Source organism: Aeromonas sp. R6-1, from assembly GCF_040908165.1.
GTDB classification, from domain to species: Bacteria; Pseudomonadota; Gammaproteobacteria; order Enterobacterales; family Aeromonadaceae; genus Aeromonas; species Aeromonas caviae.
In genome coordinates, this window is the sequence record NZ_JBFODF010000026.1 from 176,251 (window position 1) to 196,044 (window position 19,794).

The window sequence follows — 19,794 nt, forward strand, 5'->3', positions numbered from 1 at the left end:
TTGCATGTATGGAGCAGTTTTACCACCTGGCTCACGCCTTTATGCATCAGGATCTGGCGACACTCTCTGATCCCAAGATGGTCTTCATGGTCTATGTCGTCCTGCTGACCTTCCTGGTGCTCGAGAATGGCTTTATCCCCACCGCCTTCCTGCCAGGGGATACCCTGCTGATCCTGACCGGCGTGCTGATCTATCAGGGGGTGTTGCCGATGGCAGTGGTCCCGCTGCTGATCATGGCGACCTTCGTCGGTACCTGGCTTGGCTACATGCAGGGGCGTTTCCTCGGCCACACCCGGATGTATCACAGGCTGATGTCCCATCTCGATGACAAGCACAAGGAGAAGGTGCACTACCTGCTCAACAAGTACGGCATCATCACCCTGATCACCGCCCGCTACATCGCCTTCGTGCGTACCGCCTACCCCTATATCGTCGGCGCCAACGAGATCCCCCAGGGGCGCTTCCTGGTGGTCAACCTGATCAGCTCCATCATGTGGATCTGCCCCCTGGTCGGGCTGGGTTACTACCTGAGCCACACCAAGCTGGCCGCGCAGTATGAGTCCCAATTTCTCAGCGTCATTATCTACCTGCCGGTCGTGCTGCTGGTGGGCGGCCTCATCGCTCTGGTCTGGCGCTGGTGGAGCAGACGCAAGCCCGGCGTCTCCAGAGAGTGAGACAAACCACAGGGTCGCCCACAGGCGGCCCTTTTTTATGGAAAATAGTGGCGAATTCCCCCTGCTCGCTCTTGTAAAGCAGGGGCAAAAATGAGTGAATCTAGCGCCTTTTTTCGCTGTGGATGGAGTTGGTTGTATGGGGTGTTGGATTCGCGCAATCGCGCTGGTAGGTGGATTGATGGGACTGCTGGGTTCGCAGACAGCCCTGGCGACCCCCGACCCGGCCAAGCTGCAGCTCAAATCGGGCAGTGCCCTGGTGATGGACGTCAACACCGGCAAGACCCTGTATCAGAAAAACCCCACCCGGGTGCGCCCCATCGCCTCTCTCACCAAGCTGATGACGGCGCTGGTGGTGCTGGATGCCCGCCAGAACCTCAATCAGACCCTGACCATCGATCAGAACGACAGGGACAACATCAAGCACACCTATTCACGGGTGCGCATGGGCACCCAGGTCAGCCGCCGCGACGCCCTGCATCTGGCGCTGATGTCCTCCGAGAACCGCATGGCCTCGGCGCTTGCCCGCCACTACCCGGGGGGTCGCCAGGCCTTCATCCGCGCCATGAACAACAAGGCCAGACAGCTCGGCATGCGCAACACCCGCTACTATGACTCCACCGGTCTCTCCACCCGCAACGTCTCCACCGCCCAGGATCTGGCCAAGCTCCTCTCTGCGGCCTATCGACAGCCGCTGATCCGTGAATTCACCCAGGACACCAGCAGGGAGATGCGCTTTCACAAGCCGGCCTACAGCCTGATGTTCAACAATACCAACCCGCTGGTGAAGAACCCGGACTGGGATGTACGCCTCTCCAAGACAGGCTATACCGACGAAGCGGGCCGCTGCCTGCTGATGCGTGCCAAACCGGATCGTCAGGAGCTCGCCATCGTACTGCTCAACTCGGTGGGCAAACGCACCCCTGTCGGGGATGCCAACCGCATCCGCAAGTGGCTGAAAAGCTGATTCTCTCCACGAAGACATGAAAGGATGCCGCGGCATCCTTTTTATTGCCCGCCAAACGCCTCAGCAAGCCGCCAGAGAGCGCCAGCCCCTCACAGCATAGTGCGTATGGTAAGGGTACCCAGGCCCACAGGCACGGCCACGGGATGCATCAGCAGCCTGCCAGGCAAGACCCGTCGAGAGTGGTTACCCGGGGGCACGTGCAGCAAGGGGGAACAGTCCCCCGTGGGAGCGTCAGGGAGAAAAACACGAGAGAGACAACCCCATGATGGGGAGGAGGATATCGCCCATAAAAAAACAGCCCCGACTGACGTCGAGGCTGTCTGTATGGTGCGCCCGAGAGGATTCGAACCTCTGACCACCTGGTTCGTAGCCAGGTACTCTATCCAGCTGAGCTACGGGCGCTCACAACTTGTTGCACTGCTTGAAATATGGTGCGCCCGAGAGGATTCGAACCTCTGACCACCTGGTTCGTAGCCAGGTACTCTATCCAGCTGAGCTACGGGCGCTCATAAATTGTTGCACTGCTTGAAACATGGTGCGCCCGAGAGGATTCGAACCTCTGACCACCTGGTTCGTAGCCAGGTACTCTATCCAGCTGAGCTACGGGCGCTCATAAATCATTGTATTGCTTGAAATGGTGCGCCCGAGAGGATTCGAACCTCTGACCACCTGGTTCGTAGCCAGGTACTCTATCCAGCTGAGCTACGGGCGCCCTGTTTTCAAACGATAAAAAAAGCTTACTCAACAGTAAGCCTTCTTTAGTGCCGACTTGCTGATGGTCAACACATGACTCCAAGAGTCAAATATGGTGCGCCCGAGAGGATTCGAACCTCTGACCACCTGGTTCGTAGCCAGGTACTCTATCCAGCTGAGCTACGGGCGCAAAATGGCGGAGAAGGGGGGATTCGAACCCCCGATGCGGGTATAAGCCGCATACTCCCTTAGCAGGGGAGCGCCTTCAGCCTCTCGGCCACCTCTCCGTTTGCGGGGCTGATAATACTTCACAGGGATTTTTAGTCAAACACTTTTTTGGAGAAAACAGAGCGTTCGCTCAGCATTTGGCCAAAGAGTGGAATATTCAAGCAATATCGACACTTACCCAGTTGTTTCGCGCTCTGCAGGCCGATTTGCAGGCCCCTGAAAAACAAAAGGCGACATCCGGGATGTCGCCTTCAGGCAGCCATGAAATGGCTTAGAAATTCGGTTGGCCCGGGACTTTCTCGGCCTGTATCCGCATGTAGATCTCTTCGCGGTGTACGGAAACCTCTTTCGGTGCATTCACACCGATACGAACCTGGTTCCCTTTTACGCCCAGTACGGTAACGGTTACTTCGTCACCAATCATCAGGGTTTCCCCTACACGACGAGTCAAAATAAGCATTCGCTTGCTCCTGTATCCTGTTTTGTATTTATATCGATATGCGCCATTATCTTACAAAGATACCGATATGGTAAATGGTTGAAACTAAATCAATCAGGGATTGTTTCCCAAGGGCTGCTCATGGGGCTCTTGATCCAACCCGAACGCCGAGTGCAACGAACGCACGGCCAGCTCCAGGTACTTCTCGTCAATCACCACGGATATCTTGATTTCAGAGGTGGAGATCAGCTGCATGTTGATCCCTTCCTCACCCAATACCTTGAACATGGTGCGCGCTACACCAGGATGATTCCACATGCCGACCCCGACGATGGAGACCTTGGCGATCTCTCCGTTGCCCTGCACGCAGGCGGCCCCCAGCTCGCTGGCGGTCTCCTCCAGCAAGGCGCGGGCCCGGCGATAATCATCGCGATTCACCGTGAAGGTGAAGTCGGCGGTACCATCCCCCATGGTGTTCTGCACTATCATGTCGACATCTATGTTGGCGTCGCTGATCGGATTCAGGATCTGCGCGGCCACGGTCGGCCTGTCCGGCACACCCAGAATGGTCAGGCTGGCCTCGTTGCGATTGAACGCAATGCCGGATACCAGGGGTGCTTCCATCCTCTCACCTCCATATGTGATTAAGGTTCCCTCTCCGTCGACGAAACTCGACAGCACCCTTAGCGGCACGCGGTACTTGCCCGCGAACTCGACCGAACGGATCTGCAACACCTTGGCTCCGAGACTCGCCATCTCGAGCATCTCCTCGAAGGTGATGGTATCGAGGCGACGCGCCTTGGGCTCGATGCGCGGATCCGTGGTATACACCCCGTCCACATCGGTAAAGATCTGGCACTCATCGGCCTTGATGGCCGCAGCCACGGCCACCGCGGTGGTATCCGAACCCCCTCGGCCCAGGGTAGTGATGGCATTGTGCTCATCGCGCCCCTGGAAACCGGCGATCACCACCACCTTGCCGGCACCGAGTGCGGCTTCCACCTGCTCGGTGTCGATACGGGTGATGCGCGCCTTGCCATAGGCGGAGTCGGTGTGGATGCGGACCTGATCACCGGTCATCGAGACTGCGGGGCAACCGCGCTTGTTGAGCGCAATCGCCAGCAACGCAATGGTGACCTGCTCACCGGTGGAGATCAGCACATCCATCTCGCGCCGGTTGGCATCCTGGTCCAGCTGCTGGGCCATGCCCAGCAACCGGTTGGTTTCGCCCGACATGGCGGAGACCACCACCACCACGTCATGTCCCTGGGCACGGGTCAGTTGAACCCGCTCAGCAACTGCCTCGATCCGCTCCAGCGTGCCGACCGAGGTGCCACCGTACTTCTGTACATAGAGTGCCACAGATCACCTCGCCCGCTTACAGGCGCTCTTCCAGCCAGGAGTGAACGGATTGCAGCGCCGCCGGCACCGCCTCAGGCTGGGTACCACCCGCCTGTGCCATGTCGGGACGACCACCGCCCTTGCCACCCACCTGCTGGGCCACCAGATTGACCAGCTCACCAGCTTTGACTTTGCCGGTCAGGTCATTGGTCACGCCCGCGATCAGGTTGACCTTGCCATCACTGCTGGTTGCCAGCAGCACGACACCGGATTTCATCTGGTTCTTCAGCTCGTCCAGCATGCCGCGCAGGGATTTGGGGTCGACCCCTTCCAGGGCGGCAACCAGCACCTTCTGGCCATTGATGTCGATGACCTGGCTCAGCAGGTCGTTACCCGCCTGCGCCGCCAGCTTGGCCTTGAGCTGTTCCAGCTCGCGCTCCATCATCTTGGCCTTGTCCAGTACCTGACGAACCTTGTCGGCGATGGAGAACTGATCGCCCTTCACCAACGCGGCAGCCTCTTCGATCTGTTCACCCAGCTGGTGCATCAGATCGATGGCGCTCTTGCCGGTGACCGCTTCGATACGGCGCACGCCAGCCGCGATGCCGCTCTCGGCGATGATCTTGAAGAAGCCGATGTCACCGGTGCGCTTGGCATGAGTACCGCCGCACAGCTCGGTGGAGTAGTCGCCCATGCGTACCACACGCACATCGTCTTCATATTTCTCGCCAAACAGCGCCATGGCACCGGCTGACTTGGCCTCTTCCAGCCCCATCAGCTGGGTGGCCACCTCGTGGTTGGCACGGATCTGGGCGTTGACGAGCTCCTCGATCCGGCGAATGGTCGCCATGGTCAGCCCTTCGAAGTGGGAGAAGTCGAAGCGCATGCGCTCGGCGCCCACCAGGGATCCTTTCTGGGTCACGTGCTCACCCAGCGCCTGGCGCAAGGCCGCGTGCAGCAGGTGAGTCACGGAGTGGTTAAGGGCGATGGCCTGACGACGGTCGCCATCGACCACGGCCTCGACCTCGGCACCCTTCTCCAGGGTACCCAGTTCCAGATAGCCCTTGTGGATGATCGCCTTGCCCGCTTTCTGGGTGTCGGTGACGGCGAAGATGCCGTCATCCACCTTGAGGATGCCGCTGTCACCCACCTGACCGCCGGACTCCGCATAGAAGGGGGTCTCCGCCAGCACGATCACTGCCTCTTCACCGGCGATAAGGCCATTGACCTCGACACCATCCTTGTAGATACCGACCACCTGGGTGTTCTGGCCCAGCTGTTTGTAACCGGTAAAGGGGGTCTCGAAATCGAGCTTCAGCACGTCGTTGTAGTTCACGCCGAAACTGGAAGCCTCTTTCGCGCGGGCGCGCTGCTTCTCCATCTCGGCCTTGAAGCCCTCTTCGTCGATGCCGATCTCGCGCTCGCGCACCACATCGGCGGTCAGGTCGGCCGGGAAGCCGTAAGTGTCATAGAGCTTGAACACCACTTCACCCGGGATAACCTTGGCATCACCGAGGTTGGCCAGGACGTCTTCCAGCAGCAGCAGACCTCTGTCCAGCGTGCGGACGAACTGCTCCTCCTCGATGCGCAGCACTCGCTCGACCAGCGGCAGCTGGGCGATCAGTTCTGCCGCCACATCCTTCATCTGCACGGCCAGCTCGGCAGCCAGCTTGTAGAAGAAGACGTCGGTAGCACCCAGCTTGCGGCCGTGACGCACGGCGCGGCGGATGATGCGGCGCAGCACGTAGCCGCGACCTTCATTGGAGGGCATGACACCGTCAGCCACCAGGAAGGCGCAGGAACGGATGTGGTCCGCGATGACGCGCAGGGACTGGTTGCTCAGATCCGTGGTGCCGACAATCTCGGCCGCCTTCTTGATCAACGCCTGAAAGATGTCGATCTCATAGTTGGAGTGCACCCCCTGCATGATGGCGGAGATCCGCTCCAGACCCATGCCGGTATCCACGGACGGACGGGGCAGCGGCTCCATGGTGCCGTCAGCCTGACGGTTGAACTGCATGAAGACCACGTTCCAGATCTCGATGAAGCGGTCGCCATCCTCTTCCGGTGAACCGGGAGGGCCACCCCAGATGTGATCGCCGTGGTCGTAGAAGATCTCGGTGCAGGGACCGCATGGGCCGGTATCGCCCATGGCCCAGAAGTTGTCGGATGCATAAGGAGCACCCTTGTTGTCACCGATGCGCACGATGCGATCGGCCGGCACGCCGACCTCTTTTTCCCAGATGTCGAAGGCTTCGTCGTCAGTCGCGTAGACGGTCACCAGCAGGCGCTCTTTGGGCAGCTTGAGGGTACCGGTCAGGAATTCCCATGCAAACCGGATGGCGTCCTGTTTGAAGTAGTCACCGAAGCTGAAGTTGCCCAGCATCTCGAAGAAGGTATGGTGACGGGCGGTATAGCCGACGTTTTCCAGGTCATTGTGCTTGCCGCCAGCCCGCACGCAACGCTGGGCCGTGGTGGCACGGTGATAGGCACGCTTGTCGGCGCCAAGGAACACGTCCTTGAACTGGTTCATCCCTGCGTTGGTGAACAGCAGGGTCGGATCGTTGTGCGGTACCAGCGAGCTGGAAGAGACAACCTGGTGCCCCTGGGTGCGGAAATACTCGAGAAACGCAGCGCGAATCTCTGACGTGGACATGTACATGGAAAATCCTGCTTGATTCGAATACGGACTTTTAACCGCATTAATGTAAGTTTTCTGCAAGGTAAAGTAAAACGTGGGGACCCTTGGCGGGTGAAATAGCCCCCAAGGGGCCAGCGTTTGGCAGCAGCACCCGCAAGGACGTCACAACAGGGCGGCTTCAGGATGCCTCGCTCGACCACAGGGCCGCCATCGACAGACCCGGCGAAGGGCTGATATTCCCCACCAGCCGCACCGCACGCCAGTTGCTATAGGTGTTCAACCTCGGCGCGCCACTATTGCTCACCTTGCATGGCTGAGAGGGCGTAACGGGCTTGTTCCTGGGTAAAACCACGCCCCATCAGATATTTGAGCCACTTCATGCGCAGTTTGAAGTCGGCAAGGTCGGTCGCCTTTGCCCGACGCGACAACAACGCAAGCGCCAGTTCGAACCAATCAAGCTCGGGTTGATCCAGGGCCGCCTCGATCTGGGTGTCATCCAGCCCCTTGCGGCGCAGGTCGAAGCGGATCCTGAGCGGACCATGGCCTTTGGCCGCACCAGCACGCACCGCCATGGCACCGTAACGATCGTCATTGACCCAGCCATAGCCACGGCAATGGTCGAGTACAACGGCGACCACCTCCTCCTCGAATCCCTTCTGACGCAGGCGTCTGGCCAGCTCGGACTCCGCACTTTCGCGACGGGCCAGACTGCGCATGGCGTAGGCGCGGGCGGCGGCGACCAGCTCTTCAAAGGTCAATTCGACGGGCTCGCCCGTTTCGTTCACTGATTCATCCACCATAAACAACAAGGCCGGGTATCAACCCGGCCTTTCCTCATTCCTTATTCGAACTCTTGTTCGTTTTCGGCTTCAAACTCGTCGTATTCTGCAGCCGTGGCCTTCTCTTCCACCGGCGCAGCGCCGGAGAGCAGCAGCTCGCGCAGCTTCACTTCCACCTCGGCAGCCAGTGCCTTGTTTTCGGAGAAGAGCTTCATCACGTTGGCTTTGCCCTGGCCGATCTTTTCGCCGTTGTAGCTGTACCAGGCCCCCGCCTTGTCGATCAGCTTGTGCTTGACGCCGAGATCCACCAGCTCGCCCTCCTTGGAGATACCGGCACCATAGAAGATCTGGAACTCAGCCTGCTTGAAGGGTGGCGCCACCTTGTTCTTGACGACCTTGACGCGGGTTTCGTTGCCGACCACCTCGTCCCCTTCCTTGATGGCGCCGGTACGACGGATGTCCAGGCGCACGGAGGCGTAAAACTTCAGAGCGTTACCACCGGTGGTGGTCTCCGGGCTGCCGAACATGACGCCAATCTTCATCCGGATCTGGTTGATGAAGATGCACAGGCAGTTGGCGTTCTTGATGTTGGCGGTCAATTTACGCAGCGCCTGGGACATCAGTCGGGCCTGCAGGCCGACGTGGGAGTCACCCATTTCGCCTTCGATTTCCGCTTTCGGGGTCAGGGCCGCCACGGAGTCGACGATGATGACGTCGACGGCATTGGAGCGCACCAGCATGTCGCAAATCTCCAGTGCCTGTTCACCGGTATCCGGCTGGGAGATGAGCAGGTCGTCGACGTTGACGCCCAGCTTGGCGGCATAGATAGGATCAAGTGCGTGCTCCGCATCGACGAAGGCACAGGTTTTGCCCTTCTTCTGGGCTTCGGCGATCACCTGCAGGGTCAGCGTAGTTTTACCGGACGATTCCGGACCGTAGATCTCGACGATACGACCGCACGGCAGACCACCGATCCCCAGCGCCACGTCCAGAGAGAGAGAGCCGGTGGAGATGGCTTCGATATCCATGGTCTTGCTGTCGCCCAGACGCATGATGGAGCCTTTGCCAAACTGCTTTTCGATCTGGCCCAGCGCAGCCGCCAGTGCCTTCTGTTTGTTCTGATCCATGCCAATCTCCGCTGGGAATCGTGAGTAAGAAGTGAAGTTGGGCTAAGTATACTGTTTATGCATACAGTATCAAGCCCAATTTATTTGAGCAGTGCCAGGAGTCCGGACAAGGCCTGTCTGACCGCCTGCTGGCGCACCTGATGGCGATCCCCATCGAAACGGGCAAGCAGGGAGTGGTGACGACCGGTACGATCTGCCCAGGCAAACCAGACAGTGCCGACCGGTTTCTCCTCGCTGCCACCACCAGGCCCGGCGATACCGCTGATGGCCACGCAGATACCCGCATCGGAGCGGGCCAGGCAGCCCCGGGTCATCTCCAGCACCACGGGTTCGCTGACGGCGCCGTGGCGCAACAGGCTGTCGATGCTGACGCCGAGCATCTGCTGTTTGGCTTCGTTGGTGTAGGTCACGAAACCGCGATCGAACCAGGCAGAGCTGCCGGCAGTATCCGTGATGGCAGTGGCAACCCCGCCGCCGGTGCAGGATTCCGCCGTGGCGGCCAGCCAGCCTCTGGCCAGCAGTGCCTCGCCCAATTCCCGGGATAAGCGGGAGATCTCTGCTTCAAGTCCCATCATCGCGTCCTCTTCCGGCCTCTTCCAGGCGAAATATGGCGCTCATTATGCAGTTGCCCCGCTCCTCGGGCAACCGACCCCGGGGCCACTGCGTCAGCAAGTTGTCGTCGCTTAAGCTCCAGTACATGGCTGCTCGTTATCATGTTCCAACACCGCCATGCATGCGGTTTCCATCCCATCAGACCAAGGAGAAAGCCGGATGAAGCATCCGTTCAACGTCGCCATGACAGCCCTCGCAATGTGTATCGCCACCCATGCCTTTGCCACCGAGGGCACCGCCGAGCTGCAGAGCGAGACCTCCCTGGCCCAGGAGCTGAACCTCTCCAGCGCCCAGGTGGAGCAGATCAAGGGGCTGCGCGAGCAGGCCACCAGGGAGCTGGGCTCAATCAAGCTCGACGCAATCGGCCAGGACGTCATCGTCAACATGATCAAGTCCGGCAAATGGGATGAAGTGGCGGCGAGAAAGCAGTTGCAGACCATCAGCGACGTACAGGCCGAGGCCCGCTACCATCGCGCCCACTACCTCTTCGAGGTGAGCCGGGTGCTGACGCCCGAGCAGAAAGCCAAACTGCACGAGATGCTGAGCGGCGACGAAGCCATGTACTGAGGGCGACACTCTCCCCGTCTCTCCCATCCCCGCATCCGTGCGGGGATGCTATTTCTCCTCCCCCTTGCCTCTTCTCGGCCAGGCTCCCCCCAGGCCACTCTGGTCAGCATCAGCCGGATGCACAGATCCGCGACGGGACGCCAGCTTTGCCCCCAAGACGGAGATTCCTCCTCACCATCTTGCCTCGAGCATGTAGAATGGCCCCCAGATTCAGACCCATGACGGCAGACGTTTGCCCGCAAGAGCACCTTCTGGAATAGCACATGACAGCACAATACCAAGCGCCAGGCGCCAACTTGAGCGCCCACACCCCCATGATGCAGCAGTATCTGACCCTCAAGGCCGAGAACCCGGAGATCCTGCTGTTCTATCGCATGGGTGACTTCTACGAGCTCTTCTACGACGACGCCCGCAAGGCCTCCCAGCTGCTCGACATCTCCCTGACCAAGCGCGGCCAGTCGGCCGGCAGCCCCATCCCGATGGCCGGGGTGCCCTATCACGCCATCGAGGGGTATCTCGCCAAGCTGGTACAGCTCGGCGAATCGGCCGCCATCTGCGAGCAGGTGGGGGACCCCGCCACCAGCAAGGGGCCGGTGGAGCGCAAGGTCATTCGCATCATAACCCCGGGTACCGTCTCCGACGAGGCGCTGCTCAGCGAGCGGCAGGACAACCTGATCGCCGCCGTCTACCACGATGGCCGCCGCTTCGGTTACGGCACCATGGACATCGGCTCCGGACGCTTCTTCATCAACCAGTTCGAGAAAGAAGAGACCCTGCTGGCGGAGCTGCAACGCACCAATCCGGCGGAGCTGCTCTACCCCGAATCGTTCGCCTTCCTGCACCATGTCGAGGGTCGCCGCGGTCTGCGCCGCCGCCCGGAGTGGGAGTTCGAGCTCGGCACCGCCCGCAAGCTCTTGTGCCAGCAGTTCGGCACCCAGGATCTGGTGGGCTTTGGGGTCGAGCAGAGCGAGACCGCCCTGTGCGCCGCCGGCTGCCTGATGCAGTACGTGAAAGACACCCAGCGCACCGCCCTGCCCCACATTCGCAGCGTGCGCCTGGAGCAGCCCGATCATGCGGTCATCATGGATGCCGCCACCCGCCGCAATCTGGAGCTGACCCAGAATCTGGCCGGCGGTCACGACAATACCCTCTCCGCCGTGCTCGATTGCACCGCCACGCCGATGGGCAGCCGCCTGCTCAAGCGCTGGATCCACCAGCCGATCCGCGATCGGGTGATCCTCAAAGGTCGCCAGAGCACCATCAAGGAGCTGATCGAACAGAACCTCTATGACGAGCTGGGGAGCCTGCTGCGCCAGGTCGGCGACGTGGAGCGGGTGCTGGCGCGCCTCGCCCTGCGCTCGGCCCGCCCGCGCGATCTCACCCGGCTGCGGCAGGCTTTCGCTCAGCTGCCCGAGTTGCAGCGGCTGCTGGCGGAGAGCGAGCACGAGGCGGTGCAGCAGCTGCGCGAGCGGGCAAGTACCTTCCCCGAGCTGTTCGACCTGCTGGAGCGTGCCGTGATGGAGGTGCCGCCGGTGCTCATCCGCGATGGCGGCGTCATCCGTGAAGGGTTCAATCAGGAGCTGGACGAGCTGCGGGATCTGGCCAATGGCGCCACCGCCAGCCTGGCCCGCATCGAGGAGCGGGAGAAGGCGCTCACCGGCATCAACACCCTCAAGGTGGGCTACAACAAGGTGCACGGCTTCTACATCGAGGTGAGCCGCGCCAACAGCCACCTGGTGCCGGCCCACTACATCCGCCGCCAGACGCTGAAAAACAACGAGCGCTACATCATCGATGAACTGAAGAAGTACGAGGACAAGGTGCTCACCGCCCAGGCCCAGGCGCTGGCGCTGGAAAAACGTCTCTACGAAGAGCTGCTCGACGCCCTGCTGCCGCACCTCGGCGATCTGCAGGAGTCTGCCGCCGCACTGGCGGAGCTGGACGTGCTGGCCAACCTGGCGGAGCGGGCAGAGACCCTCGACTATCGCTGCCCCACCTTGATCGATGAGGATCAGATCCTGATCGAGGCGGGCCGCCATCCGGTGGTGGAGCAGGTGATGACCGACCCCTTTATCGCCAACCCCATCCGGCTGGAGCGGGAGCGGCGGATGCTGATCATCACCGGCCCCAACATGGGCGGTAAATCCACTTACATGCGCCAGACCGCACTCATCGTGCTGCTGGCCCATATCGGCGCATTCGTGCCCGCCGACAGCGCCCGCATCGGCCCCATCGACCGCATCTTCACCCGCATCGGAGCGTCGGATGATCTCGCCTCCGGCCGCTCCACCTTTATGGTGGAGATGACCGAAACCGCCAATATCCTCAACAACGCCACCGCCCGCAGTCTGGTGCTGATGGACGAAATTGGCCGCGGCACCAGCACCTACGACGGCCTCTCCCTGGCGTGGGCCTGCGCCGAGCAGCTGGCAAGCAAGATTGGCGCCTACACCCTGTTCGCCACCCACTACTTCGAGCTGACCCGCCTGCCCGAGCTGATGAGCGGGCTGGCCAACGTCCACCTGGATGCGGTGGAGCACGGCGACACCATCGCCTTCATGCACGCAGTACAGGAAGGCGCGGCCAGCCGATCCTACGGCCTGCAGGTTGCCGCACTGGCCGGGGTGCCGAAATCGGTGATCCACCAGGCCCGCCACAAACTGCATGAGCTGGAGAGTGCCACTCCGGTGGCCGCCGGCGAAAGCCGTCCGGCTCCGGTCACTCTCGCCCCGCAACCCCATCCTGTGGTGGAGGAGCTGGCAGCAGTACGCCCGGACGAGCTGACCCCGCGACAGGCCCTTGACCTGCTCTATCGACTCAAGCAGATGCTGTAGCTACCGACCGCCGAACAGGCATGAAAAAGGGGAACCGCGAGGTTCCCCTTTCGTTTGACCGAACCTGTCATCAGCCCGGACCGATGCGATCCATCAGGCTCAGATTGACCGACCCCGGATGGCGCTTGAGCTTCTGCCTGTATTCGAACTGGTGCTGGCTCTCCTGTTTGAGCCCCTGCATCAGGGAGTAGCACATGGCCAGCATGATGACCGAGAAGGGCAGCGCGGCGATGATGCTGGCGGCCTGCAGGGCGGCAAGCCCGCCGGAGACCAGCAGAATGGCCGCGACCAGCCCCTGCCCCAGTCCCCAGATGGCGCGGTGCAGCACGGGGGGATCCTGGTCGCCGATGGAGAGCAGCGTCGTAATCACGAGCGTGCCCGAATCGCTGGAGGTAATGAAGTAGGTGCAGATAAGCAGGGTCAGCACCCCCTTGGCAATCCAGCCGAAGGTCTCCCAGTGCAGCAGTTCCACCGTCTTGTAGAGCGCCATGGTGACATCCTGATTGACCGCTTCCACTACGCCGCCGCCACCGAACAGCTCCAGGTTCATGGCAGTCCCGCCAAACACGGTGAGCCAGAGCATGCCGAGCAGGGAGGGCACCAGCAGGACACCGAGCACGAATTCACGAATCGTGCGTCCCTTGGAGATGCGGGCGATGAACATGCCGACAAAGGGTGCCCACGCAATCCACCAGCCCCAGTAAAATGCGGTCCAGCTAGACTGCCAAGCCGAGGTACCGTTGGCTTCGGTATTGGTCCAGAAGCTCAGCTTGACGATGTTCTGCAGGTAATCACCGATGTTCTGCACATAGGCGTTGAGGATATAGGTGGTTGGCCCCAGCACCAGGAAGAGGCCAAGCACGAACACGCTCAACCAGATATTAAGTTCGGAGAGGATCTTCACCCCGCGCCCGACACCGGAGATGGCCGACAGGGTGGCAATCAGGCTGATGCCACCGATGAGCCAGAGCTGGTTCGCTTGTGACACGCCCATGCCGAACATCTGGTTGAGGCCGGTGTTCATCTGGGAGACGCCCAGCCCAAGGGAGGTCGCCACCCCGAACACGGTACCGAACACCGCCAGCACGTCGGCGGCATGGCCCCAGAAGCCGTAGATGCGATCGCCAAGAATGGGATAGAGCACGGAGCGGATGGCCAGCGGCAACTTGCGCCGGTAGCTGAAGAAGGCCAGCGACAGGCCGACGATCACATAGATGGCCCAGGGGTGCAGACCCCAGTGGAAGAAGGTGAGGCGCATGGCGATCTGGGCCGCTTCCGGCGTCATGCCTTCGGTGATGAAGGGGTTGCCCTGCAGGTGATACATGGGCTCGGCGATGCTCCAGAACACCAGGCCTATGCCCATGCCTGCGCTGAACAGCATGGAGAACCAGGCAAAGTAGCCAAACTCCGGTACCTGGTCGTCGTCGCCCAGCCGGATGCTGCCAAAGCGGCTGAACATCAAGTAGACGGCGAAGAACAGGAACAGGGCGACCACCAGGATGTAATACCACTTGAAGCCAGCAATGATGGTGTCCTTGGCCCCGGTAAACCAGGTGCCTGCGGTATCCGGATCAAAGACGCCGAACAGCAGGAAGAGGGTCACGACGGTGAGGGCTGTCATGGCCATGGTGGGATTGAGGCCTTTCAAAAGCCCTTTGGTTGCTCGCATCGGGCCTCCTTAGTCGTTGTTGAAAAAGTCTTCACCCACGTGATCGCCGGCACCGCCGATGGCGCGATAGGCCAGACGACCTGCCACCTGCTCACGGTGATCCACCAGGGTCACCGACGGCTGACCGTTCACTGCGTGGCGTTTGCCGAGGAAGATAGCCATGGGCACCCCCAGATTGGAGACACCGCTGGTGATCCAGAGGCGGTTGAAGTCATAGGAGCCACCGATGAACTCCAGCTGTGCCAGTCCATTGTCCAGACCCGCCAGATAGAAGTTCATGGCACTCTCGTCGGGGAAGAGGTGAACCAGCACATAGGCATAGCGCAACTCATTGACCAACTCCTTTAGACTGAAAGAACCTGTATTGCTGCAAGAGAGCGGCAGCTCACCATCGTAGTGGTGTACCTTGAGGTTGTTGGGGTCCTCGTCATAGGCAGGTTGATAACGCACAAATGCCGCGGTATCCGGCAGTTCATAGCGAACTCTGACCACACGCAGGTCGGCAACCAGGGATTTGATATCCAGGTCGTCATGCATGATTTCACTCCTCAAATATCGGGTTGGAATGGGGCAATTGTCCGATAACCTAACACAATATTCATTAGAGCTAAAACCATTACATCAAAAACCATATTGACCTTGTTATGGATTAGGCGGAGAATTTCGCGCCTCTCCACAGCCCTGCGATGACCCAGACCCCATGGAAAAACATGATGAAGTGCTGATCGCCCTGCGCCAGATCATCCGTGCCATCGACATGCACTCCAAGCGCTTGATCAAGGAGGCCGGCCTGACCTCGCCTCAGCTCCTGCTGCTCAAGGGGATCGACGAGCTTGGCCAGATCTCCATGCGCCAGCTGGCGGATCACACCAACATGAGCCAGGCCACCGCCACCACCATCATGGACCGGCTGGAGAGCCGCCAGCTGGTGCAGCGCATTCGCAGCGAAACCGACAAACGCAAGGTGCATGCGACGCTCACTGACGCGGGACGCGCCCTGCTTGCCCAGGCTCCGACCCCCTTGCAGGAGAGTTTCATTCAACGCTTTCAGGCGCTGGAGAACTGGGAGCAGGGGTTGTTGCTCTCATCCCTGCAACGCATCTCCGCCATGATGAATGCCGACGGCATCGATGCCGCCCCCGTGCTAAGTGTCAGCCCCCTGACCGAAGAGCGGGCCTGAAATCCTGAAGTCCGTTTACATGTTTTCAGTTAACTTCTGGCACTCAGAACCCGATGTACCGCATCGGGGATTCTGCATTGCGAGGCCTAATGCGATCATTCTAGGTTATAACTACCCACCACCTTATGCACCATCTTCCTCGTCTACACCAGGTCCTACGGGCTTTGCTACAGCAACTCTCCTTTCAGTATCCCGTTCACCCGCTCTGCCAGCGCATTCTGATAACAGTCATACCCATCAGTCATCGAGTACTGTACTCCGTACCGTTCATACAGCGTCTGATTCAAGCCTGAGCAATACTGCACCCTGCCGTCCGAGTGATGGATAAACTCCCCGCTGCCACGCCGTTGCTTCAGTGCTCTGCGCCATCACAACCAACTCAGCATGCATCCCTTCGTGCACGTGATGCCCCGCTATCTTACGCGAGAAGGCATCCGTCACCAGGCTCAGGTAGAGTGGCCCGCTCTTTGCCGGCAGGTAAGTGATGTCGGCAACCAAGACCTGCCCTGGCGCCACCGCAGTGATTTTCACCGGGCCGGGTTTGAGCAAGTTGGGATGGCGATAGAAACGCTGAAAACTGTGGAGCGTCTTGTGATAGGCCCGTTTGGGCTGCACCAACAGACGGTGCTCGGCCAATATCCTAAACAGTCTGTCCCACCAGACCGTCAGCCCAGCATCGTCTTGGCCCTGCAGCAGATAATGCTACTTGTGGATGCCCACCCGTAGTGAACTTTGCGCACAAAGCTCACTACCTGCTGCCCTTGTGCATGACGCAGGTCGGCGACCCGATTGCGATTGTAGTCAGCCTAACGGTTTATTCCGAGGAACCAGCAAGCACTGAAGATGGTCAGCTTTTCGACATACCGCTGCGAGAGAGCTTACCAGGTCGTTTTTTACGATTGAGGCGCCTTCAAAAAACTGAGCCTCCAGGCTCATCAGCGCCAGCTACTCGAGCTCCTTGATACGCTGTTCAGACATTTGGTTGCCGGGATCAGGCATGATGTGATCCTGCCAGCTCTAATCGATGCTCCCTGGCTCCAACCCTGCAGACCATGCTTATGCAACCATACCAGAATGGTCGAATTGCCCTGAATGCCATATTGGAATTGTGTCTACTGGTAGGTGAGTTCACCTTTTTCAATCTGCTCGACCAGGGACAATTTAAACCTCAGTGAGTAATCGCGCTGTGTGCGTTTCACACCTTGTCCCATCGAGATCTCCATCTATTCGGGGAAGAAGGTATAAGCCATATTCAGGACGGGGACAATGGGAAAAGAAAAAGCCCAGCATTGCTGCTGGGCTTTTTATTTGGCTCCTCCTGCTGGGCTCGAACCAGCGACCTGCGGATTAACAGTCCGTCGCTCTACCGACTGAGCTAAGGAGGAATTATTCGTGGTGCCCAGAGACGGAATCGAACCGCCGACACGGGGATTTTCAATCCCCTGCTCTACCGACTGAGCTATCTGGGCAAATGGTGCCGGCTACCGGAATCGAACTGGTGACCTACTGATTACAAGTCAGTTGCTCTACCTACTGAGCTAAGCCGGCACACTTCAAACCATTGTGCATGAACACGTTTTTATTTCATGGCACCAAAATATGGTGCCCAGAGACGGAATCGAACCGCCGACACGGGGATTTTCAATCCCCTGCTCTACCGACTGAGCTATCTGGGCGTGGGCGCTATTAAACGGATTTTAGGGCAGGTGGTCAACGGGAAATTTCACTTTTCGTCTCGTTCGTCTCTTTTTTGCGCAGCATCATCCATTTTCATCACTTCTGCTGGCGGGACCGCTCCCCGGCGCCCCCAGAGGCGGGACTCCTCCCCCTTGAGCAGGCGGGTAATGTTCTCGTGATGACGGATCAGGATGAGACAGGAGAGCAGGGAGACCGGCAACGTGTATTCCGGTTTGAGCAGATAGGTAAAGAGCGGGGTCAGCAACACGGTCACGATGGACGCCAGTGACGAATAGCCGCTCACCAGCAGTACCAGCAACCAGGTGGTGATGACGGCGCCCCCCATGGCAAACCCAATGGGCAGCATGGTGCCGAGGGCGGTGGCGACGCCCTTGCCGCCACGGAAGTGGAAGAAGAGGGGGTACATGTGGCCCAGACAGGCGGCCACCCCGATAAAGCCGAGGTAGACGGGCTTGATCTGCAGATACCAGGCGAGGTAGACGGGGGCCATCCCCTTGAGCACGTCGAGAAGCAGTACGATCAGCGCCGCCATCCGGCCGCCGAGGCGCAACACATTGGTCGCCCCCGGGTTGTGGGAACCATGGTCACGGGGATCCGGCAGATCCGTGATGCGGGAAACCAGCACGGCACTGGACAGCGAGCCGCCCAGATAGGCCAGAATAATCATCAAAATCGTCAGGGCCGTCATCTTGGTCGTTTTTACCACGATATGAATGGGGTATGATGCGGGCCACATTCCCAGGCCCGGGCTTGCCCGAAAGCGTGTCGCCCAAACCGGCCGCCAGCGGCAATCTGCTTGCCGGGCCTGCATCCCTGCGCTGTTTTCACAGCCCATCAAGAGTAAAGAAGAAGTACTGTCATGGACAAGGTGTTTATTCGCGGACTCGAGGTTTTGACCACCATAGGGGTATATGAGTGGGAGAAGGGCATTCGCCAGAAGCTCTGTTTCGACCTCGAGATGGGGTTTGACAATCGCCCAGCCGCCGCAACCGACGATATCAATCTGGCGCTGGATTACGCCACCCTCTCTCGCAAGATCTGTGATCACGCCCAGGGCAAGATAGTGGAGCTGGTCGAGACCATGGCCGAGCAGGTCGCCGCCCTGGTGCTGGAAGACGAGCGGGTACAGTGGGTCAAGGTAACCCTGACCAAACCGGGTGCCGTGCCCAATGCGGCAGGCGTCGGGGTCGAGATCCTGCGCCATCGCACGCCGGCTGCGAGCGCCAACTGATGACCCGCATCTATATCAGTCTGGGATCCAACATCGATCGGGAACGCCATATCCGCGCCGGCCTCGATGCCCTGCACGCCGAATTCGGCGAGTTGCAGGTCTCCAGGGTATTCGAAAGCGAGGCGGTGGGCTTCAACGGCCGCCCCTTCTACAACCTGGTGGTGGGTGCCGATACCGAGCTGCCCCTGGCGACCCTGTGCCAGCGGCTGCGCGCCATGGAGTTCGCTCACGGCCGCGAGCCGGATGCCAAGAAGTTCGCCCCGCGCACCCTGGATCTCGATCTGCTGCTCTACGGCGAGCTGGTCTGCGAGACACCGCTGGTGCTGCCCCGCGGCGAGATCCTCACCAACGCCTTCGTGCTCTGGCCGCTGGCGGAGCTGGCTCCCACATTCCGCCATCCCATCGATGGTCGCACCATCGGTGAGCTGTGGGCAGGTTACAACAAAGCCTCCCAGCGCCTTGACCCCATTCCCTTCCACTGGAAAGCGGGCGAATTGCAGCATCACTGAACAACAAGGGCACCCTCGGGTGCCCTTGTTGATGACTCCGCTGATGACGGATAAGAAACAGTGATTGGGCCTGCGCCGGTGCAAGTGGCAGGATGACCGCCATCACAGGAGAACCCCATGCCACTCGATGCCATTCACGACTTCAACCGTCAGTTGCTCACCGACCTGCCCCACCAGCGCTTCGAGCACGAACCCATCCTCGATTACGCCACCGACGAGCGGATCAAGGCTCGCCTCGGCTGGCAGGCCGAGTTCAGCAAGACCCTTTTCCTCAAATTCAAGGATGGTCGCTTCGCCCTGCTGCTGACCCACAGGGACGGCCGGCTCGACAGCAAGGCGGTCAAGGCGGCGCTCGGTGCCAAACCCTCCATCTGCACCGCAGACGAGATGCAGACCGAGATTGGCTGCCTGCCGGGAGCCGTCTGCCCCTTCCTGCCCCGCGCCGACATCCCCCTGCTGGTGGATCCCTTGCTCATGAATCACCACGCCTTTACCTGGACGCCGGGCCACCCCGAGCAGACGTTCCTGCTGGAGACCACCCACCTGGCCGGACTGCTGGCCCGATTACCCTGCGACGTGAGCTACCTGCCCGCCCCCTGAGCCTGGGA

At 60.1% G+C, this 19,794-nt stretch carries 19 protein-coding genes, 10 tRNA genes and 1 pseudogene; 9 read left to right on the top strand and 21 right to left on the bottom strand.

The genetic code is table 11. From position 1 onward, the window contains the following. Nucleotides 1–8: 8 nt before the first annotated feature. Together AB5Y68_RS07310 and pbpG are read left to right on the top strand one after the other, a co-directional pair. A complete protein-coding gene (locus AB5Y68_RS07310) occupies nt 9–674 on the top strand; it encodes a DedA family protein (RefSeq protein WP_039040923.1) in 666 nt (221 codons plus the stop codon). Between the two features lie 136 nt (nt 675–810). Continuing rightward, the gene (gene pbpG, locus AB5Y68_RS07315) at nt 811–1,638 is read left to right on the top strand and encodes a D-alanyl-D-alanine endopeptidase (protein WP_029313722.1); all 828 of its coding nucleotides are present in this window, start codon (nt 811–813) and stop codon (nt 1,636–1,638) included. Nucleotides 1,639–1,963: 325 nt separating this feature from the next. On the opposite strand, the gene AB5Y68_RS07320 is transcribed toward pbpG, so the two are convergent. The 9 genes from AB5Y68_RS07320 to alaS all read right to left on the bottom strand — a co-directional run bounded on the left by AB5Y68_RS07320 (nt 1,964) and on the right by alaS (nt 7,001). Then, nucleotides 1,964–2,040 (bottom strand) — tRNA-Arg (locus AB5Y68_RS07320). A gap of 27 nt (nt 2,041–2,067) precedes the next feature. Continuing rightward, nucleotides 2,068–2,144, bottom strand: a tRNA-Arg gene (locus AB5Y68_RS07325). A gap of 27 nt (nt 2,145–2,171) precedes the next feature. Then, nucleotides 2,172–2,248 (bottom strand) — tRNA-Arg (locus AB5Y68_RS07330). 25 nt (nt 2,249–2,273) lie between these two features. Next, nucleotides 2,274–2,350: transfer RNA gene (locus AB5Y68_RS07335), tRNA-Arg, on the bottom strand. Nucleotides 2,351–2,444: 94 nt separating this feature from the next. Beyond that, nucleotides 2,445–2,521: transfer RNA gene (locus tag AB5Y68_RS07340), tRNA-Arg, on the bottom strand. Between the two features lie 4 nt (nt 2,522–2,525). Next, nucleotides 2,526–2,618 (bottom strand) — tRNA-Ser (locus tag AB5Y68_RS07345). 212 nt (nt 2,619–2,830) lie between these two features. Then, nucleotides 2,831–3,019 (bottom strand): carbon storage regulator CsrA, encoded by a 189-nt coding sequence (csrA, locus tag AB5Y68_RS07350; RefSeq protein WP_005315760.1) that lies wholly within the window; start codon nt 3,017–3,019, stop codon nt 2,831–2,833. Nucleotides 3,020–3,112: 93 nt separating this feature from the next. Further along, nucleotides 3,113–4,360 carry an aspartate kinase gene (locus AB5Y68_RS07355; protein WP_010672822.1) on the bottom strand — a complete coding sequence of 416 codons (1,248 nt, stop codon included), beginning with the start codon at nt 4,358–4,360 and terminating at the stop codon, nt 3,113–3,115. A gap of 16 nt (nt 4,361–4,376) precedes the next feature. Beyond that, on the bottom strand, nt 4,377–7,001 hold the full coding sequence (alaS, locus tag AB5Y68_RS07360; protein WP_039040924.1) for an alanine--tRNA ligase: 2,625 nt from the start codon (nt 6,999–7,001) through the stop codon (nt 4,377–4,379). Nucleotides 7,002–7,084: 83 nt separating this feature from the next. On the opposite strand from alaS, the gene AB5Y68_RS07365 reads away from it, so the two are divergent. Then, on the top strand, nt 7,085–7,252 hold the full coding sequence (locus AB5Y68_RS07365; protein ID WP_200164269.1) for a hypothetical protein: 168 nt from the start codon (nt 7,085–7,087) through the stop codon (nt 7,250–7,252). Between the two features lie 21 nt (nt 7,253–7,273). Here AB5Y68_RS07365 and AB5Y68_RS07370 read toward each other — a convergent pair whose 3' ends face one another. The 3 genes from AB5Y68_RS07370 to pncC form a co-directional block, all read right to left on the bottom strand. Continuing rightward, nucleotides 7,274–7,780, bottom strand: coding sequence for a regulatory protein RecX (locus AB5Y68_RS07370; RefSeq protein WP_039040925.1), 507 nt, complete (start codon nt 7,778–7,780; stop codon nt 7,274–7,276). Nucleotides 7,781–7,821: 41 nt separating this feature from the next. Next, entirely contained in the window at nt 7,822–8,886 is a 1,065-nt protein-coding gene (gene recA / locus AB5Y68_RS07375) for a recombinase RecA (protein ID WP_010672819.1), read from the bottom strand. Nucleotides 8,887–8,966: 80 nt separating this feature from the next. After that, nucleotides 8,967–9,458: a nicotinamide-nucleotide amidase gene (gene pncC / locus AB5Y68_RS07380; protein ID WP_029313644.1), complete on the bottom strand. Its 492-nt coding sequence runs from the start codon at nt 9,456–9,458 to the stop codon at nt 8,967–8,969. Between the two features lie 199 nt (nt 9,459–9,657). On the opposite strand from pncC, the gene AB5Y68_RS07385 reads away from it, so the two are divergent. Together AB5Y68_RS07385 and mutS are read left to right on the top strand one after the other, a co-directional pair. Continuing rightward, nucleotides 9,658–10,065, top strand: coding sequence for a Spy/CpxP family protein refolding chaperone (locus tag AB5Y68_RS07385; protein ID WP_039040926.1), 408 nt, complete (start codon nt 9,658–9,660; stop codon nt 10,063–10,065). Nucleotides 10,066–10,328: 263 nt separating this feature from the next. Further along, nucleotides 10,329–12,899, top strand: a complete 2,571-nt coding sequence (gene mutS / locus AB5Y68_RS07390) for a DNA mismatch repair protein MutS (RefSeq protein WP_039040927.1) — start codon at nt 10,329–10,331, stop codon at nt 12,897–12,899. 70 nt (nt 12,900–12,969) lie between these two features. Here mutS and AB5Y68_RS07395 read toward each other — a convergent pair whose 3' ends face one another. Next, nucleotides 12,970–14,568 (bottom strand): BCCT family transporter, encoded by a 1,599-nt coding sequence (locus AB5Y68_RS07395; RefSeq protein WP_010672815.1) that lies wholly within the window; start codon nt 14,566–14,568, stop codon nt 12,970–12,972. A gap of 9 nt (nt 14,569–14,577) precedes the next feature. Continuing rightward, on the bottom strand, nt 14,578–15,105 hold the full coding sequence (locus tag AB5Y68_RS07400) for a hypothetical protein (protein WP_010672814.1): 528 nt from the start codon (nt 15,103–15,105) through the stop codon (nt 14,578–14,580). A gap of 163 nt (nt 15,106–15,268) precedes the next feature. Between AB5Y68_RS07400 and AB5Y68_RS07405 the strand changes: the two genes are divergently transcribed. Continuing rightward, nucleotides 15,269–15,748, top strand: coding sequence for a MarR family winged helix-turn-helix transcriptional regulator (locus tag AB5Y68_RS07405; protein ID WP_010672813.1), 480 nt, complete (start codon nt 15,269–15,271; stop codon nt 15,746–15,748). 267 nt (nt 15,749–16,015) lie between these two features. Here the strand turns inward: AB5Y68_RS07405 and AB5Y68_RS07410 are convergent, their stop codons facing one another. The 7 genes and pseudogenes from AB5Y68_RS07410 to plsY all read right to left on the bottom strand — a co-directional run bounded on the left by AB5Y68_RS07410 (nt 16,016) and on the right by plsY (nt 18,134). Further along, nucleotides 16,016–16,384, bottom strand: a complete 369-nt coding sequence (locus AB5Y68_RS07410) for a hypothetical protein (RefSeq protein ID WP_223937767.1) — start codon at nt 16,382–16,384, stop codon at nt 16,016–16,018. A 395-nt stretch (nt 16,385–16,779) separates the two neighbouring features. Further along, a pseudogene (locus tag AB5Y68_RS07415) lies at nt 16,780–16,959 on the bottom strand (IS3 family transposase); the annotation flags it as partial. Between the two features lie 98 nt (nt 16,960–17,057). Beyond that, nucleotides 17,058–17,133 (bottom strand) — tRNA-Asn (locus AB5Y68_RS07420). Nucleotides 17,134–17,141: 8 nt separating this feature from the next. Next, nucleotides 17,142–17,217: transfer RNA gene (locus tag AB5Y68_RS07425), tRNA-Phe, on the bottom strand. 3 nt (nt 17,218–17,220) lie between these two features. After that, nucleotides 17,221–17,296, bottom strand: a tRNA-Thr gene (locus AB5Y68_RS07430). Between the two features lie 52 nt (nt 17,297–17,348). Further along, a tRNA-Phe gene (locus tag AB5Y68_RS07435) sits at nt 17,349–17,424 on the bottom strand. A gap of 47 nt (nt 17,425–17,471) precedes the next feature. Continuing rightward, nucleotides 17,472–18,134 carry a glycerol-3-phosphate 1-O-acyltransferase PlsY gene (gene plsY / locus AB5Y68_RS07440; RefSeq protein WP_039040928.1) on the bottom strand — a complete coding sequence of 221 codons (663 nt, stop codon included), beginning with the start codon at nt 18,132–18,134 and terminating at the stop codon, nt 17,472–17,474. A 171-nt stretch (nt 18,135–18,305) separates the two neighbouring features. Between plsY and folB the strand changes: the two genes are divergently transcribed. The 3 genes from folB (at nt 18,306) to AB5Y68_RS07455 (ending at nt 19,786) form a co-directional block, all read left to right on the top strand. After that, nucleotides 18,306–18,677 carry a dihydroneopterin aldolase gene (gene folB / locus AB5Y68_RS07445; RefSeq protein WP_010675798.1) on the top strand — a complete coding sequence of 124 codons (372 nt, stop codon included), beginning with the start codon at nt 18,306–18,308 and terminating at the stop codon, nt 18,675–18,677. Beyond that, nucleotides 18,677–19,186 carry a 2-amino-4-hydroxy-6-hydroxymethyldihydropteridine diphosphokinase gene (gene folK / locus AB5Y68_RS07450; protein ID WP_039040929.1) on the top strand — a complete coding sequence of 170 codons (510 nt, stop codon included), beginning with the start codon at nt 18,677–18,679 and terminating at the stop codon, nt 19,184–19,186. The genes folB and folK overlap by 1 nt, the downstream gene beginning before the upstream one ends. A 117-nt stretch (nt 19,187–19,303) precedes the next feature. Then, nucleotides 19,304–19,786, top strand: a complete 483-nt coding sequence (locus AB5Y68_RS07455; RefSeq protein ID WP_039040930.1) for a YbaK/EbsC family protein — start codon at nt 19,304–19,306, stop codon at nt 19,784–19,786. The last annotated feature ends 8 nt before the right edge of the window (nt 19,787–19,794 follow it).

Excerpts from the sequence above, each read along its gene's own strand:
- AB5Y68_RS07395 (WP_010672815.1), bottom strand. The coding sequence starts at position 14,568 with ATGCGAGCAACCAAAGGGCTTTTGAAAGGCCTCAATCCCACCATGGCC.
- AB5Y68_RS07385 (WP_039040926.1), top strand. The coding sequence starts at position 9,658 with ATGAAGCATCCGTTCAACGTCGCCATGACAGCCCTCGCAATGTGTATC.
- AB5Y68_RS07370 (WP_039040925.1), bottom strand. The coding sequence starts at position 7,780 with ATGGTGGATGAATCAGTGAACGAAACGGGCGAGCCCGTCGAATTGACC.
- csrA (WP_005315760.1), bottom strand. The coding sequence starts at position 3,019 with ATGCTTATTTTGACTCGTCGTGTAGGGGAAACCCTGATGATTGGTGAC.
- AB5Y68_RS07400 (WP_010672814.1), bottom strand. The coding sequence starts at position 15,105 with ATGCATGACGACCTGGATATCAAATCCCTGGTTGCCGACCTGCGTGTG.
- AB5Y68_RS07455 (WP_039040930.1), top strand. The coding sequence starts at position 19,304 with ATGCCACTCGATGCCATTCACGACTTCAACCGTCAGTTGCTCACCGAC.
- mutS (WP_039040927.1), top strand. The coding sequence starts at position 10,329 with ATGACAGCACAATACCAAGCGCCAGGCGCCAACTTGAGCGCCCACACC.
- folB (WP_010675798.1), top strand. The coding sequence starts at position 18,306 with ATGGACAAGGTGTTTATTCGCGGACTCGAGGTTTTGACCACCATAGGG.
- pbpG (WP_029313722.1), top strand. The coding sequence starts at position 811 with ATGGGGTGTTGGATTCGCGCAATCGCGCTGGTAGGTGGATTGATGGGA.
- recA (WP_010672819.1), bottom strand. The coding sequence starts at position 8,886 with ATGGATCAGAACAAACAGAAGGCACTGGCGGCTGCGCTGGGCCAGATC.
- folK (WP_039040929.1), top strand. The coding sequence starts at position 18,677 with ATGACCCGCATCTATATCAGTCTGGGATCCAACATCGATCGGGAACGC.
- pncC (WP_029313644.1), bottom strand. The coding sequence starts at position 9,458 with ATGGGACTTGAAGCAGAGATCTCCCGCTTATCCCGGGAATTGGGCGAG.
- plsY (WP_039040928.1), bottom strand. The coding sequence starts at position 18,134 with ATGACGGCCCTGACGATTTTGATGATTATTCTGGCCTATCTGGGCGGC.
- AB5Y68_RS07310 (WP_039040923.1), top strand. The coding sequence starts at position 9 with ATGGAGCAGTTTTACCACCTGGCTCACGCCTTTATGCATCAGGATCTG.
- alaS (WP_039040924.1), bottom strand. The coding sequence starts at position 7,001 with ATGTACATGTCCACGTCAGAGATTCGCGCTGCGTTTCTCGAGTATTTC.
- AB5Y68_RS07405 (WP_010672813.1), top strand. The coding sequence starts at position 15,269 with ATGGAAAAACATGATGAAGTGCTGATCGCCCTGCGCCAGATCATCCGT.